We start from the raw sequence: 15,604 nt of genomic DNA on the forward strand, positions 1-15,604 counted from the left end.
CTGACAACGTGCGGTCGGTGCGTTTAAGCTCTTGTTCACCATAATCGCCGAGTGTGGTCACATTCGTTAACAGGCGTGGTGGAGACCGGCAGATGAGCCTGGCCAACAAACTTGCGGAGGAACGTCGCGCGCGGCTGGCCGCAGAGCGGCTTTTGGAGCAAAAGCAAGCGGAGCTTCAGGCGGCAAACCGCAAGCTGGGCAAGCATGCGAAAGCCCTGAGCGAGGAAATCGTTGAAACGCGCGCCGAAGTACAGAATGTACGTGATGAAAACGCGCGCGTGAAATCCGATCTGACGTTGGCCCACCAAAAGGTTGAGATCGCCGAACGCCGCCTTTGGCATTCCATTCAGACCATTCAGGATGGTTTTGCATTCTTCGATGGCGAGAGTCGCATGATAGCAGCCAACCAAGCCTGGTTGGCGGTTTTTGATGGCCTCGAGGATGTCAAGCCGGGGATCAGCTATATAGAAATTCTTCAATATGCTACCGAGGAAGGCATCGTCGATATCGGAGATGCAGAGCCGATTGAGTGGCGGGAAAAGATGCTTGATCGTTGGCAAACCGCGACCCCGGAACCGGCGATCATTCAGCTATGGAGCGGGCAGTACATCAAACTCATTGATCAGCGTGGGGCGGGTGGCGATGTTGTTAGTCTTGCGCTCAACATCACCGATACGATCCGTTACGAGCAACAACTCAAAGATGCGCGGCACAAAGCCGAAGCGGCCAATCGCGCCAAGTCATCATTCCTTGCCAATATGAGCCACGAGATTCGGACGCCGATGAACGGTGTTGTTGGTATGGCCGAGTTGCTCACCGATACAGCGCTGGATGATGAGCAAGAACTTTACGCAAATACGATCAAGAACTCTGCTGAAGCGTTGCTTGTCATCATCAACGATGTCTTGGACTACTCCAAGATCGAGGCGGAAAAGCTGGTGCTGAGAGAAGAGGCATTTGATCTTGAGCGTTGCATTCATGAGCTTGTGATGCTCTTGCAAGCAAATGCACGAGACAAGGGAATTGATCTTGTTGTGGACTATGATCTGTTCTTGCCTACATCGTTCATTGGAGATCCTGGTCGCATCCGACAGGTGATGACAAACCTTTTAGGCAACGCTGTGAAATTTACCCAGACCGGGCATGTGTTGGTGCAGGTTGTCGGCGTACCCGGTAAGGGAGTGGATGCAACTCAGGTCAACGTCACTGTCCAGGACACAGGCATTGGAATTCCCGCGTCCAAGGTTGATCATATCTTTGGTGAATTCAATCAGGTGGATGACGAGACCAACCGCAAGTTCGAAGGTACCGGGCTTGGGTTGGCCATATCACAAAAGCTGATTTCGCTAATGGGTGGCAATATTTGGGTTGAGTCTGTCGAAGGCGAGGGGTCGGCCTTTGGCTTCTCTCTCAAGTTGCCACATGCAGATGCGCCCGACAAAGACATGGCTGGTGCGCCCGATCACCTGCGCAAGGTCTTGATTGTGGAAAACCACGCATTGACCCGCTCCATACTTGAGCGCCAATTTGGAACACTAGGTGTTGAAACCGTGTGTTGTGAAAGTGGTGCGGAAGCGCTTGAGCTTATCTCTTCAGACGTCGATTTGGTTTTGACCGATCATGTGATGATGCACATGGATGGATTGGAATTGGCCGAGGCTCTGCACAGCCAAGGTTTTGATGTGCCGGTTATCCTTCAAACATCGAACACACGCAGCGCAGAACAGGACCCTGACCGTAAGTATTTGCATGCGATTCTTCAAAAACCTGTTGCACGTGCAGAGCTGTTTTCTGCCTTGGCAAAGCTGCCGGTCCGCTCAGTTGAGACCGCCGAAGAGGAACAGCTTTCTATACCCACTCCAGACACCGAGCCACGTCCGATGCGCGTTCTTGCAGCAGAGGACAACAAGACCAACAGGCTGGTTTTCAGCAAGATGCTTAAGGGCCTCGACCTTGAAATTGAATTGGCGGAAAACGGGGTCGAGGCGGTGAACCTCTATCAAAGCTTCGCACCTGATCTGGTTTTTATGGATATCTCAATGCCAGAAATGGATGGCAAAGAAGCCACGCAGCGCATTCGCGAAATTGAAAATGCGTCTGGGCGACATGTTCCTATCGTCGCAATGACAGCACATGCCATGGACGGAGATGCCGACAGTATTCTAGAGGCGGGCTTGGATCACTATTTGACGAAACCTTTGAACAAATTGGACCTTGTTGATCACGTGCTGAAAGCGTGCCCCGAAGATGTGCGTAATCCAGAACCTGTTCAGTCGGTCGCGTAGTCTCTCAGAAACACCAGTCGATTTTCCGTTGATGTATCGGGATCAAATTTGTATCCGCCGCTATCAAAACCCTGCAGGGCGTCGAGCTCTGTCAATCGGTTCTGGATGATAAACCGCGCCATCGCGCCCCGCGCACGTTTGGCGAAGAAGCTGATGACTTTGGGCGTGCCATCCTTCACTTCCATAAAGACAGGCGTGACGACTTTCAGCTTGAGTGATTTTTGATCAACTGCTCCGAAGTACTCCTGGCTGGCGCAATTCACCAAGACGTTTGTCCCCACGACATTGGCTTGCAGGTTCAAAGCTTTGGAGAGTGTATCTCCCCAAAAATCATAGAGCGACTTGCCACGCTTTGTCTTAAGGCGGCTGCCCATTTCGAGCCGGTAAGGTTCAATTTCGTCAAGCGGACGCAGAATACCATAGAGACCGGAAAGAATGCGTAGATGATCCTGCGCCCATGACATTTCGTCTTGATCAAGACTTTCTGCTTCCAAACCTTGGTAGGTATCTCCGGCAAAAGCATAGGCCGCCTGTTTGCGGGGCATGTTGCCGAAATCACGGAAACGTTCGACATTCAAGGCAGCAAGGTTGTCGCTTATCCCCATCAGCTTTTTCAGATCGCCGGCTTTGAGCTCGCGGGCGGTCTTAACAAGCGTTCCCGCGTCACCCATGAACTCAGGCTCCGTCCGCGGTGCATCTTCAACTTGGTTCATGTCCAGTTTCTTGGCAGGCGAAACAACAATCAGCATACGCGTCCCCAATAAAGCTCTTGAGGCTGACTTAGTCCGCTATCTGCAGAACGTCCAGAAATGCAGGGCCAAATCTTTGCGCTCTTTTGTCCCCCAGGAGCCGTTCAAGGTCGGTAAGCGTCCTGGGCCGTGTTGAAACAACGCGCGCCAAAAGAGATGCTGAACAGCTTAAGGGTTTCTCCATACCGTCTTCACCGCGGGATAGGTCAGCCTGTACTTCGAGCAGGCGGTCGTACAAAACGCCGGTTTCCCGCCCCGCCATTTTACGGCGTCTTGGGTGCATGTCTTCGGCTTCGCCATTGATCACCTCCAAAAATGCGGCGCCATATTGCTCCAGCTTTTTGGCTCCGACGCCACTGACCTTAGCCATGCCGTCCAGAGTTGCAGGCCGGGTTTCAGCCATTTCGATCAGAGTGCGGTCTGTGAAGACGATGTAGGCCGGGACTTTGGCGGCTTCAGCAAATTCGCGTCGTTTGGCTTTCAGAGCAGACAAAAGTGGTGCGTCTTCGTCTGAAACCAGCGCTTTGGCCACTGGCCGGCGTGACTTTGTCACAAGCGTGTCGCGTCGAAGTGTGATTTTTTCCTTGTCTTTCAAAATAGGTACAGCTTTGTCGGTCATGCGTAATGCGCCGTGTCGAGACGGATCGGGACGTACCAGATCATGACCCATCATTTGGCGGAAAACTCCTTGCCACGTGCGCTTGTCCGTTTCCTTACCCACGCCAAAAGTTGGAAGTTGATCATGCCCTCTGGCACGCACTTTGTCTGTCAGAGTGCCGCATAGGATATCTATGAGATGGCCCGCGCCGAAATACTCGTCAGTTCGTAGCATGGCCGAAAGCGCTTTGCGCACGTCTTGGGTACCATCGAAAACTTCTGGGGGCGTCTGGCAAGTATCGCAGTTGCCACATGGCTCGGCGTTTTCGCCAAAGTAGCTCAGCAAGGTACAACGCCGGCACCCTTGTGCTTCGGCCAAGCCCAGTAAGGCATTGAGCCGTGCGTGATCTGCGGAGCGCCGCTCCGGAGGTGCCAAACCTTCGTCAATCTGACTGCGGCGCAGGCGGATATCATCCGCCCCGAACAAGGTTAGTGTGTCTGCTGGCGCACCATCGCGCCCGGCACGGCCGATTTCTTGATAGTAGGCTTCGATTGATTTCGGAAGATCAGCATGCGCCACCCAGCGGATGTCGGGCTTGTCCACGCCCATACCAAAGGCCACCGTGGCGACGACAATCAACCCGTCTTCTTGCGCAAACCGGGCTTCAACCTCGCGGCGCAATTCGGCCTCCATCCCGCCGTGATAAGCACAGGTGCTATGCCCTGCGTCGCGCAGCGCTTGCGCCAATGTCTGGGTCTTGGCTCTCGTGCCACAATAGACAATGCCACTTTGTCCTTCTCGCGCTGCGGCAAATTCCAGGATCTGCTGGCGTGGAGAGGACTTAGCTGTAAATGCAAGCCGGATATTCGGTCGGTCAAATCCCTTCAGAAAGATCTCGGGTGGCTCGCCGTCAAAGAGTTTTTCGATGATTTCGTCACGGGTTTCCGCATCTGCTGTAGCTGTGAACGCCGCCAGGGGCACATCCAACGCTCTGCGCAGATCGCCAATGCGTAGGTAGTCGGGCCGAAAGTCATGGCCCCATTGGCTCACACAATGCGCTTCATCCACAGCAATCAGCGAAACACCAATCCGGCGGAGCATTCCAAGAGCCGACCCAGCAGCAAGACGTTCCGGTGCGATGTAGAGCAGCTTGAGCTGCCCGCTCTCGAGCGCGTCCCATACGGCCTGCGTTTCTTCCTCGGTATTACCAGAGGTCAGCGCCCCGGCATTCACACCCACGGCACGAAGCGCACGCACCTGATCGCGCATCAAGGCGATGAGCGGTGAGATCACTACCGTAACACCATCGCGCATCAAGGCGGGCAGCTGGTAGCAAAGAGATTTCCCGCCACCGGTTGGCATGATCGCAAGGGTGTTATTGCCAGCGGCAACTGTCTCTACAATTTCACCCTGTCCGGGGCGAAACGCGTCGAATCCAAAGATATCTTGCAACAGCGTGGCAGCGCACTGCATTTGAGGCCTGTAAGTTTTTGTTCTGCTCTTACAGGAGACCTTTTCACATTAATGTCCGGTTAATCAACCTGAGATCAGCCACAATATGTCAATCGGTTCCCACCGCACAGAAGCTCTGGAAGAATGAAGTCACGCAGAGACAGCAAAATGATAAATGCCACAAGCGGAGCGAGGTCCAGCGGATGGGTGTTGGGCAGAAAACGGCGAATTGGCGTGTAAATCGGCTCTAACAGACGATTTAGCCCGTACCAGATTTGCGCCACGAACTGTTGGTGCAGGTTGAGAACCTGAAAACTGATCAGCCAGCTCATGATGATATGGATGATCATAATGAAAAACGCGACATCAAGGATCAGGCCGATAGGCCCCGCGATTGCCTGCATCTGTTTGGTTCCCTTCCAGTGTTGAACCTAGGTAATCAGGGTCGCGAAAAACCGCAAGGTTTACGCGAGGTCGTGGGTTGACGTTGCCGCAACTTACGTCAACTTCGAAAAAGCTAACTGCAAAGGATTACCCCCATGTATCCTGTCTTCAGAATGGTGTGGCAAATATTCAAGGTGCGCAATGCTGCTCCGCTCAAACTCGGAGAGGCGCATATCTCGCACCACATCTGTCTTCCCTGGGACATCGACATCTGGATGGAGCTCAACAACGGACGGACACTGACGCTTTATGATTTAGGGCGCATCCCATTCGCAATCCGATCTGGGCTTGTAAAGGTAATGCGCAGAGAAAGCTGGGGTTTGACCATGGCTGGTGCAAGCGTGCGCTACCGTCAACGCATAAGGATGTTTGAGGTGGTTGAAATGCGCTCTCGTGCTGTCTTTTGGGACGCGCGTTTCATGTACGTCGAACAGTCGATGTGGAAGAAGAACGGTGAATGCGCAAACCACATTGTCTACCGTGCTGCGGTAACAAGCGATGCCGGTATCGTCGCGCCCGTGAAAGTCGCGGAAGCAATGGGCGTTGATCCTCAGCCGCCGCTGGCTCCTGAATGGGTCGCAGCCTGGATTGCAGCGGATCAGGTGCGTCCATGGCCACCCATGCAAGAAGACCTTGCCACTCCAAGCTGAAGCTAGTCATATCGCTCTGCACAAGGGGGCAGTATGGCTCAGGTTTCGGCACGCAAGCGCATTTGGGGTTGGTTCTTTTTTGACTGGGCCAGCCAGCCTTACAATACACTGTTGATTACCTTCATCTTTGCGCCGTTCGTCAAGGAACTCATTGACGATGGTGCGCGCGCGCAATCGGTCTGGGGCTTCACAGTTGGGGCCGCGGGGCTGACCATAGCGCTGGCCGCTCCGATTCTAGGGGCAATTGCCGATACCTATGGCAACAGGCTCAAATGGATTTGGTTTTTCTCTGTTTTTTATGTGCTTGGAGCGTCCGGCATCTGGATGGCTAACCCAGAGGATCTGACACTTTGGCTGGTGTTGTTGTGTTTTGCCATCGGTTTGATTGGTATGGAGTTTGCCACGATCTTCACCAACTCCATCTTGCCCGATCTTGGAACGCGAAAAGAAATCGGTCGGATTTCTGGGAAGGGGTGGGCTTTTGGCTATCTCGGCGGGTTGGTTGGTCTTTTGATTATGTTGGCCTTCTTCGCGGAAAACGCAGAAACCGGACAAACCATGCTGGGACGAGATCCCGCTTTTCGCCTTGACCCGGATCGGCGAGAAGGCACGCGGTTTGTCGGGCCGCTTACAGCGATCTGGTATGTGGTCTTTATGATCCCGTTTTTCCTCTGGGTCAAAGATCCGAAGGTTGATGCGCCAAAGAGCGGCGCTTTGAAAGATGCGATGCGGGGACTTCGGAGCACAATCCGCAGTTTGCCGCAAACACCATCGCTTTTTGCCTATTTGGCTTCATCTATGCTGTATCGAGATGCGCTGAATGGAATGTACTTCTTTGGCGGAATTTATGCAGCTGGGGTTTTGGGCTGGACCGTCGTGGATACTGGTGTGTTCGGTATCCTTGCAATTGTGTCAGGCGCTCTGTTTGCTTGGCTTGGCGGCTTTGCAGATGACTATTTTGGCCCCAAACCGGTGATCCGGCTTTGCATTCTTGTGCTATGTGCTGTTGCAATTTCGATTGTCTTCGTGTCCCGCGACAGCGTCTTCGGAATCGCGGTTGATCCGACTTCCCGACTTCCCGATTTGGCATTTTACATCGTTGGAGCCGTGATCGGCGCGGCAGGTGGCGTGATCCAATCGGCCAGCCGGACCATGATGGTCCGTCAGGCACGGCCAGACCGCATGACAGAGGCTTTTGGTCTTTATGCTCTGGCGGGTAAAGCCACCAGCTTTCTTGCGCCGCTTTCGGTCGGTGTCGTCACCGGGTTGAGCGGAAGTCAGCAAATCGGTGTGACGCCTCTGATTGTTCTTTTCCTGCTGGGTTTGCTGCTGCTACGCTGGGTGCATCCAGAAGGGGAAAATGCATGATGCGACATGGGTTGAAGATGACGTGCCTGGCCGTTTTACTTGCGGCTTGTAGCGCTTCAACAAATGACTCATCAGACCTTTCGCAAACCGTTCTTTCGACGCAGAGTATTCCGGTTGCGATGCAGGGTGTTGAGGCGCGCCAGTTGTTTGGAGCGAAGCCCGACGCATCACAACAAAGCACAGCGCCGTTTGGCGGATATGCCAAGGGCTGTCTTGCTGGCGGCGTTCAACTTGCCGAGACCGGGCCAACCTGGCAGGCAATGCGTCTCAGCCGGAATCGAAATTGGGGGCACCCTCAGGCGATTGATTTTGTCCAAAAACTGTCGCGCTTTGCGGCAACTCAACCGGGTTGGGAAGGTCTTTACATAGGCGATATCAGCCAGCCACGTGGTGGGCCGATGCTTACCGGCCACAGAAGCCACCAGTTGGGCCTCGACATCGATATCTGGATGTTGCCACCCAAACGATTGAACCTGAGCCGTGCAGAGCGCGAGAGCCTCTCATCTATTTCTCTCAGACGGGCCAATGGGGCCTTTACCAACGACAACTACTCCCGCCAGCATCATGAGATCATGAAGGCCGCAGCTAAGGACCCGAGGGTGGCACGAATTTTTGTGTTCCCGGGTGCTAAGGTGCGGATGTGCAAGGAAGAAAAAGGTGACAGGGCGTGGTTGCGGAAGATACGACCATGGTATGGGCATCACTATCATTTCCATGTGCGGCTGAAATGCCCTAAGGGCGCGTCGGGCTGTGTGGATCAGGCAGCACCGCCTGCCGGGGATGGCTGCGCGGATGCCGAACAGTGGGCCAAGAACATCCTGAACCCGCCGCCGCCCGATCCCAATGCGCCGCCACCGAAACCGCGTCGTGAGCTTCGGATGCAAGATTTGCCACGACAATGCGTTGCGGTATTGCAATCACAGTGACGCCACATCCTGTGGATAAAAATCAGGCAACCGCTGCATTTTGTTTTGACAAGTATGAAATCTGTGGCAGGCTGCACTTGAGTTCAACAATCGAAAGGAGGTGATCCAGTGTCTATAAAGGGATTGGAGAGAGGTGTCGGAACAGTCAGGGAGGACCTCGTCTAAGGCAAACCTTGGGCGTGTTGACCCACTGATTGGCACGGCCTAACCGGCCCGCCTCCGAAAACTTTAGGGGCCGCTCCACATCTTGGAGCGGCCCTTTTAGGTGTAAATTTCCCCGTCGGTATTGCGTCGGTATAGTGTCGGTATCGCATCGGTGCGAAGGTCAGTGCGCAGCAGAGTGTTATGTTGAAGATCAACGAGCAGATCACGATTGAGGATTGGGAACTAACCGAGCAATTCGTGCGCGCGTCAGGGCCCGGCGGTCAGAATGTGAACAAGGTGGCCACGGCGGTAGAGCTTCGGTTTGAGGCGGAGCGGTCGCCGAACCTGTCCGACCCGATAAAGCGAAGACTGAGGCGACTAGCCGGAAGACGCTGGACCAAGGAGGGCGCTCTGGTGATCCAGGTGTCCGAGGAGAGATCGCAGGCTCGCAATCGCGAGATTGCCCGCGAAAGGCTCAGCGCACTCATTCGCAAAGCCTGCGAAAAACCCAAACGCCGCATCCCGACCAAAGTTTCGGCCAATCAAAAACGCAAGCGTGTAGAGGCCAAGAAAAAGCGCGCCGAGGTAAAAGCGCTCCGAGGTCGGATTGACGACTCATGATGGTTGGACCGTCGCAAGGCACGCGTGTCCTGACCGGAGCCTCCCTTCTTTCAGCAGTCCTGGGCTCTATTCATGCGTTTTCGATTTTCATTGAGCCGTTGGAAACCCAGTTTCAAGCATCACGTGGATTGGTCAGCCTGACCTATTCCGGCGGACTGATGTGTCTCACCCTGATGGTGCTGTTGGGCCATAAATTTTACGGACGAGCACCGGCACCAATACTATGCCTATTTGCCGTCGTCTTGGGTGCGATTGGCGCCAGTGTGGCGGCTAATGCAAATGCGCTTTGGCAAGTTTGGCTTGGATACAGCATCCTGTTTGGTCTGGCCAATGGGATTGGGTACGGCTTTGGGCTTCAGATGGCGGCACAGGCCAATCCAGGACAAGAAGGATTTGCGATGGGTATGGTGACTGCTGCCTACGCGCTGGGGGCCGTTGTTTCACCCGCATTGTTTGAGTTAGGCTTGGCCAGTGGAGGGTTCTGGAGTGCGATGCTGAGCCTTGCAATCGCATTGCTCGTTTTCGGATTGATCTCTGCTTGCTTAATGCGGGGTGCGCGATTTTCTGCGTCGATACCGGTACGGCCGGGGTCAAAGGTTTCAGGCGTATGGCCCATGTGGCTGGCGTATTTCGGAGGCGTTATGGCGGGATTGATGGTGATCGGTCATGCTGCCGGGATTGCAAAGGCGCTTGACCCGAGCAAGGCCTTGTGGATTGCGCCAGCTGTTGTCGCGGCATGCAACCTTTTCGGAAGCTTGCTGGGCGGTCAGGCTGTTGACCGCCTGCCTCCGCGTTGGGTTGTCGTTGGCTTCTCCGTGATCACTTTTGCCGCACTTGTTGCTTTGGTTGCAATCGGTGCGCCAATTGCAATGATCACTTTGGGGATGGTTGGTTTCGCCTATGGCGGAACGATTGCTTCTTGGCCGCCAGTGATCGCAAAACGCGTGGGAATGGATCAAAGTGCCAAAGTCTATGGTCGGGTTTTCACAGCCTGGGGTATGGCGGGCCTTGCCGGGCCTTGGCTTGCAGGAACCCTTTATGACGGTACGGGTGCCTATACGGTTGCGTTGGGGGTGGCGGCCATGTTTTCCGGAGTTGCAGTTGTGATGTCTGGCCTGGTTTTGGCGCAAGGCCGCTAGGCATCCTGAAGTGATACAACTGAGATCCCTCTCGCCACCGCCCCCTCCAGCAACCGCGCCACCTGCTTTTGCGCGCTGTAAAACCCTGGCCCCGTTTTTCGCGCTCTGATGTCGTGCCCGACGAACACCGCTGTGCCGCCGGTTTCCGCGATGAGGTCGAGGAACTCCATTTGGCGCTTCCAGCCCGGGAAGGCTTTGTGCTGCATGTCGGCGAAGCTGAGGTTGGCGAGGCATTTGTTGGCTGGTAATTCTTGATAGATACGAGCGCCGGGATTGTCGGGGTCGATGCTGCGCGGACCATCTGTGCGGATGACTTCGAACCGCTCGGCCAGGGCTTTGCGTGTTTCGGATGTTGAGGCGTGAAACGGGCAGGCGAAGCTGCGCGCGGGAAAACCCAGGGCACGATGCTCTGCGACACCGCGGTCCACTTCGTGTTCAAGCCAGTGCTCCAGGCCATGTCGCTTCAGGTACTGGTCAAGCCGAGGGTGAGTTCGGGTGTGATACGCGATCTCATGCCCATCACGCTGCAAAAGATGCAGCCCCTTAATCTGTTCAGGCGTGGCGGTGTGGAGGTGGCTGATGCAGAAAGTGACCCGCGCTTCATAGGCGTCGAACACCGGTCGCGCGGCGCACCAGTTGTTCACGAAAAGATCATCAAAGGTTAGGCACAGTTTTCCCGGCATAGCGGTGTTTTATCCGGGGTTGTCGGTATTGCCTACACGGCACCGGCATATTTGCTGTAGGCGCCATAACCATAAGGCCTCAGGGCGCCAGGCGAGACGCGGGCGAAGACAAGGCCAGTTATACGCTGACCGGCGCTATGCAAGAGGCGCAGGGCCTCGTTGACCTGTGCTTGGCTCGTTTTGTTCCAGTGAACCGTGAACAGAATGGCATCTGCCGAACGTGCGATGAGACGCGCATCGGGCACGGCAAGAACCGGCGGTGTGTCGATGACGATGTGATCGTAGCGGTCGCGCAAGGTTTCGATCAGGTTCGCAAATGCATCCGTGGCGAATAGATCGGGCGCATTGTGCATTGAGGATGCCCCGGACAGGACGTCGATCTCAAGCTCTCGCGGATGATAGATGGCGTCCTCCAAACATGCCTGATTGAGCAAGACAGACACCAGATCGGTCTCAGGCAGTTCGCGAAAGTACTCGGGCAGTGTGCTGGCGCGGATATCCGCGCCGAGGAGCAGCACACGACGGTTAAGACCGCTTAGAGAGTGGGCGAGGGCCAGCGCGTGGGTGGTTTTGCCCTCCCCGGGCATGGCGGAGGTTGAGACCAGCACTTGTGGCGGATGGTCCGGATCGGACAGAAGCAATGAGGTGCGCAGGTTGCGGATGGCTTCGGCCGCTGCAGAGGTCTGATTTTCGATCAGGCTTGCCAGAAGCTTTGGACGAGTACGAATGGCCAGGGCCGGGACCTGTCCCAGGACGGGATAGCCCGTGGTGGCCTCGATATCTTGCAAAGTCTGGAAGCTATTGCGCAGGCGCTCTCGCAAAAGGACGATCAAAGCACCGAGGACGAGACCGGCCAACCCTGAAAGCGTGAGGATACGCAATGTGCGCGGTTCGGAGGAACGCAAAGGGATCACGGCGCGGGACAGGATACGGCTGTCGGCTTGTTGGATGCCTTGTTGGGCCGCAGTTTCGTTAAATCGAGCCAGAAAGTATTCGTAGAGCACGCGAGACGCTTCGGCCTCTCGTGTAAGCTGCTGCAGGGTAATGAGATCCTGGTTTTGCGCGCTGATCTGCCTCATTAAATCCTGCTCCGAGGCGCGCAGGGAGGCCAATTGCCGGTTAATGCGAGTAAGGTCTTGTTGTTTTTCTGTGAGCTCGGCGGTTTCATGGTTCACAGCCGCGGTGAGCTTTGTTTTCGCGTCGGCCGCGGCCACGATCCGTTCGCGCAGTTCTTTGGCCTGACGCTCCAGAAGGCGCAGGGCATTAGTCGAAATCAGCTCTGTGTTTGCATTGAAATTGGCCACTTTGCTTTCAGCATCCTGCAGGGTTTGTTCCAGTTCTTCGACCTGCGCGCTGAGCCAAGCGGTTGCCTCGCGGGTGGCTTCGCGCTTCACGGTGACTTGGTCGGCGACATAGGCCTCGGCGATTGCGTCGGCAATGCCCGCGGATTTTTCGGGATCGGTTGATGACGCCGTGATGCGGAACACCAGACTGGCGCGTATGTTGGAGACGGATACCTGTGATAAAAGCGCAGAGACAACGCGATCTTCGGCGCGGCGCAGGTCGGTTTTTGCAGGGTTGCTGTCGGGTCTCAAAAGAAACAGATGTTTGACGCGGGTCAGCCAATTTGCCGGGGCTAGGCTTCGGTTGAATTCCGGGTCGCTGATGAGGTTCAATTCCTGCACCACCTTTCCCATAAGCCCACGACTGCGCAAGACTTCGAGTTCAGAATTGATCTCAGACGTATCTCCTGACAGGCCTGCGGCCACGCTTTGCAGATCAACAATCTGTTCTTGGTTGGGTTCAAGGATAATGACAGATGAGGCGCGATAAACTGGAGTTGCGATGCCGATCGCATAGTAACCGCCTATTGTTGTTACAAGTGCGCCGATCAGAGCAATGATCCACTTGCCGCGCCATAACGTTGCAAGAATGGCTCCGAAATTGATTTCTTCCCGATCAAGCTCGGACGCACCTTGGCTCGGAGCATAGAATGCCTGTCTGTGCCGGGGATCGGAAACTGTCATGAGTGGTACCAATTCTGTTAACCCTGACCTTCTTATGCAGCGCAAATGGATAACCATTTCTTAACCGTTTTCACGGCAGGGTGCGGGTTGTGGCCTTTCAGATTTTCCAAACGGAATGACAGCTCAAAAAGGATACATTGTGCTAATACGTGTCGCATGTGTTTTCATTCTTATGTGCTTGGCCCCGCCCGTTCTTGCAGAGGATGCAGCAAAGGATTTGGATTGCTCTGATATTCGCGATGCATCTTTGTCGGAGTGTCTCGACCTCCCGGATGCGGATGAGCCGATCACAAACTTTGCACCGGTCGTTGCACCGATTGCAGGTGTAGCCGCCGCATTGGGCGGTGTGTTGGGGGCAGGCGGGTCAAGCCCGTCGACCACGTCAACAAGCACCACTGGCACACAATAAAAGCCTCTCACCATTCTAAAACTCAATTCAACTTGTTGATGAGTGGATCTTCGCGCTCAACCTTTCCTTAGGACGTGTCTGGTGTTCTTGGGTGTGGTGGAACGCGCTGAGTTTGCTTTGGCGCAATGGTTTGAGTGGGTGTGTCATGCGAGTTTTTTGCAGTATAGGCGCGGGGCGTCTATTGAGAGTTTTGTTTTTTGTGGTGTCCGCTGGCGTTGGTCTGAGCCTTGCTTTTGTAGCGTCAGATCCCGTTTGGGCAAATGAGAACAAGCCTTTGGTTGTTCGCAACGACCGCGGTGGAGAGCTGAAGAAACGCCTCCACCAGCTTAGCGAATTGAGACAAAGCGGTCGTCCGGTAGAGATCCGAGGCGGTGTATGTTTTTCAACATGCACGATGTTCCTCAGCCTGCCGCAGACATGTGTTTTGCCACGCACGACATTCGGGTTTCATGGACCAAGTTCATATGGAAGACCTCTCGCGCCCAAAGTCTTTGAAGAGGCGTCGCACGTGATTGCCGATCACTACCCTCCCGCTTTGAGGCGCTGGTATCTTGAAACGGGACGGTATCGCATTCGCACGCTCTATCGCATACGCGGAGCGAAGCTGATCGAACTGGGCGTGCAGGCGTGTTGAGCTGGCAGCGCACGACGCATTAAGTATTGGGAAACCCACACGGCACAGGGTCGCGGCGACCTCAACATGGAGACCGCAATGCCGATTACAGACAGTTTCTCAAGCTTTGAAACAGGGTTGACCGGCCCGATTTGTGGCGGGTTTGATATCACGCCAGATGATGCAAGTGACCTTTTGACAATGACCCGTGCGATCATGGTTAGCGGGGCGGGTGATCTCAATGTCCTTCTCAAAGATGGCGATACGCTCGTGGTTCCGGGACTGACACCCGGTGTGATCTACCCGTTACGCGTTGTGCGCGTTCTAAGCACTGGAACAACGGCAACCGGATTGAAGGGGCTTTTGTGATGATTGGCCTGTCGACGGGTCTAAAACCACAAGCCAGCGCGCGACAAGGCGTGGATTTTCCAGCGGGGTTTGATTGGGATCAGGCACGCTTTGGGTTTGTAGTTCATAGGATGGGCAAAACCTATGGTACCGACATTCAGCCTCGCAATCTGGTTGATGCCGGAATCTGGTCGGGCGCTGCGATTCACGTGGACGGTGCAACCGGGGATGACAGCAACTCGGGGCTCGGAACACAGGACGGTAATTTCATCAATGCCAAGCGAACGATCCATGCGGCCTTTGTCGCCGGGAACGCAACGGCAGCCCCGTATCGCGTGCTGGTCAAGCCAGGCACTTACGAGGAAAGCGCCTTTACGCGCAACGGCAATGAAGAGCCGGATCAACCTGTTGCAGTGATTGGATGGCAGGGTCCGGTGCGCTATAGGACGGGGCCGTTTCAACCTGTTTGGAGCGATGCCGACGGAACCTATTCATCCGGAGTAAGCTCGGTCAAACGCGCGTTTCGGACCGACATGCTTACGGCTGAAGGACATTTCACCGAGCTTTCCAAAGTGGTTGATGTGGCCACCTGTGCCACAACACAGAATAGCTGGACACAAGATGGTGGCACAGTTCATGTCAATGTGGGTGGTGCGCCCGGCGCCGAGGATATAGCGCTTTTGCGATCCTTTCACGGCGCGCGCTTTATGAGCCATGATCAGGATTTCTATCTTGAAAACATCCATACCGAAGGCGGCATCACTGGGGCTTTGCATTTTGATGCAGTGGCCACGCGCAACATTGTCGGGGTGAATTGTTCGTTCCGCTATTCGGCCCCGTCCAATCCGTCGTCGCCTTTGGATGCTGCACGGGTGCGTCGGACGAATGGTCTGGTTGCGTTTTTGGATGCGATGCAAGCCACGGGGCCAAAGATGGCTGGTCCTTTCACGAGGACGGCACGCCGGGGATGCATGTGCTTTTGCAGAACTGCACCGGGTGGCAGAACGGGGTGGATGGGGCGACGTCATGCAACGCGTTCACCACACATGACTCGGTGCGTGCGATTGTATTGAACGGAGCTTTTGGTCTGTCGCGCAATGGCACAGAGATGCATTGCATTCAGTCCACAGAAAGTTGGCTTGCGGGGG

General features: G+C 55.1%; 15 protein-coding genes. 10 read left to right on the forward strand and 5 right to left on the reverse strand.

From position 1 onward, the window contains the following. The first annotated feature begins 92 nt into the window (after positions 1-92). Positions 93-2,285: a response regulator gene (locus tag RZS32_RS08565; protein WP_317056574.1), complete on the forward strand. Its 2,193-nt coding sequence runs from the start codon at positions 93-95 to the stop codon at positions 2,283-2,285. Here RZS32_RS08565 and yaaA read toward each other — a convergent pair. From yaaA to RZS32_RS08580, 3 genes are all read right to left on the reverse strand, one after another. Next, on the reverse strand, positions 2,270-3,034 hold the full coding sequence (yaaA, locus tag RZS32_RS08570; RefSeq protein ID WP_317056575.1) for a peroxide stress protein YaaA: 765 nt from the start codon (positions 3,032-3,034) through the stop codon (positions 2,270-2,272). The genes RZS32_RS08565 and yaaA overlap by 16 nt on opposite strands. 31 nt (positions 3,035-3,065) lie before the next feature. Further along, complete coding sequence (gene recQ, locus RZS32_RS08575; protein WP_317056576.1) at positions 3,066-5,105, reverse strand: DNA helicase RecQ; 2,040 nt, start codon at positions 5,103-5,105, stop codon at positions 3,066-3,068. Between the two features lie 74 nt (positions 5,106-5,179). Further along, a complete protein-coding gene (locus RZS32_RS08580) occupies positions 5,180-5,488 on the reverse strand; it encodes a YggT family protein (protein ID WP_317056577.1) in 309 nt (102 codons plus the stop codon). Positions 5,489-5,623: 135 nt separating this feature from the next. On the opposite strand from RZS32_RS08580, the gene RZS32_RS08585 reads away from it, so the two are divergent. The 5 genes from RZS32_RS08585 to RZS32_RS08605 all read left to right on the forward strand — a co-directional run bounded on the left by RZS32_RS08585 (position 5,624) and on the right by RZS32_RS08605 (position 10,376). Next, a complete protein-coding gene (locus RZS32_RS08585; protein WP_317056578.1) occupies positions 5,624-6,178 on the forward strand; it encodes an acyl-CoA thioesterase in 555 nt (184 codons plus the stop codon). Positions 6,179-6,211: 33 nt separating this feature from the next. Beyond that, positions 6,212-7,546, forward strand: coding sequence for an MFS transporter (locus tag RZS32_RS08590; RefSeq protein WP_317056579.1), 1,335 nt, complete (start codon positions 6,212-6,214; stop codon positions 7,544-7,546). 119 nt (positions 7,547-7,665) lie between these two features. Beyond that, a complete protein-coding gene (mepA, locus tag RZS32_RS08595) occupies positions 7,666-8,472 on the forward strand; it encodes a penicillin-insensitive murein endopeptidase (RefSeq protein ID WP_422395964.1) in 807 nt (268 codons plus the stop codon). A gap of 345 nt (positions 8,473-8,817) precedes the next feature. Beyond that, positions 8,818-9,237 (forward strand): alternative ribosome rescue aminoacyl-tRNA hydrolase ArfB, encoded by a 420-nt coding sequence (gene arfB / locus RZS32_RS08600; RefSeq protein ID WP_317056580.1) that lies wholly within the window; start codon positions 8,818-8,820, stop codon positions 9,235-9,237. Then, the gene (locus RZS32_RS08605; protein ID WP_317056581.1) at positions 9,234-10,376 is read left to right on the forward strand and encodes a hypothetical protein; all 1,143 of its coding nucleotides are present in this window, start codon (positions 9,234-9,236) and stop codon (positions 10,374-10,376) included. Before arfB ends, RZS32_RS08605 begins: the two co-directional genes overlap by 4 nt. Here RZS32_RS08605 and RZS32_RS08610 read toward each other — a convergent pair. Both RZS32_RS08610 and RZS32_RS08615 read right to left on the reverse strand, forming a co-directional pair. Further along, entirely contained in the window at positions 10,373-11,059 is a 687-nt protein-coding gene (locus RZS32_RS08610) for a polysaccharide deacetylase family protein (protein WP_317056582.1), read from the reverse strand. The genes RZS32_RS08605 and RZS32_RS08610 overlap by 4 nt on opposite strands. Before the next feature lie 32 nt (positions 11,060-11,091). Continuing rightward, positions 11,092-13,086, reverse strand: a complete 1,995-nt coding sequence (locus RZS32_RS08615; RefSeq protein WP_317056583.1) for a polysaccharide biosynthesis tyrosine autokinase — start codon at positions 13,084-13,086, stop codon at positions 11,092-11,094. 139 nt (positions 13,087-13,225) lie between these two features. Here RZS32_RS08615 and RZS32_RS08620 point away from each other — a divergent pair, with 139 nt between their 5' ends. The 4 genes from RZS32_RS08620 (at position 13,226) to RZS32_RS08635 (ending at position 15,529) form a co-directional block, all read left to right on the forward strand. After that, positions 13,226-13,495, forward strand: a complete 270-nt coding sequence (locus tag RZS32_RS08620; protein WP_339106891.1) for a hypothetical protein — start codon at positions 13,226-13,228, stop codon at positions 13,493-13,495. Between the two features lie 424 nt (positions 13,496-13,919). Continuing rightward, positions 13,920-14,129, forward strand: coding sequence for a hypothetical protein (locus RZS32_RS08625; RefSeq protein ID WP_339106892.1), 210 nt, complete (start codon positions 13,920-13,922; stop codon positions 14,127-14,129). Positions 14,130-14,207: 78 nt separating this feature from the next. Then, entirely contained in the window at positions 14,208-14,477 is a 270-nt protein-coding gene (locus RZS32_RS08630) for a spike base protein, RCAP_Rcc01079 family (RefSeq protein ID WP_317056586.1), read from the forward strand. Next, positions 14,477-15,529 (forward strand): hypothetical protein, encoded by a 1,053-nt coding sequence (locus tag RZS32_RS08635; RefSeq protein WP_339106893.1) that lies wholly within the window; start codon positions 14,477-14,479, stop codon positions 15,527-15,529. The genes RZS32_RS08630 and RZS32_RS08635 overlap by 1 nt, the downstream gene beginning before the upstream one ends. The last annotated feature ends 75 nt before the right edge of the window (positions 15,530-15,604 follow it).

It is taken from the genome of Roseovarius sp. W115 (assembly GCF_032842945.2).
Taxonomy (GTDB): domain Bacteria; phylum Pseudomonadota; class Alphaproteobacteria; order Rhodobacterales; family Rhodobacteraceae; genus Roseovarius; species Roseovarius rhodophyticola.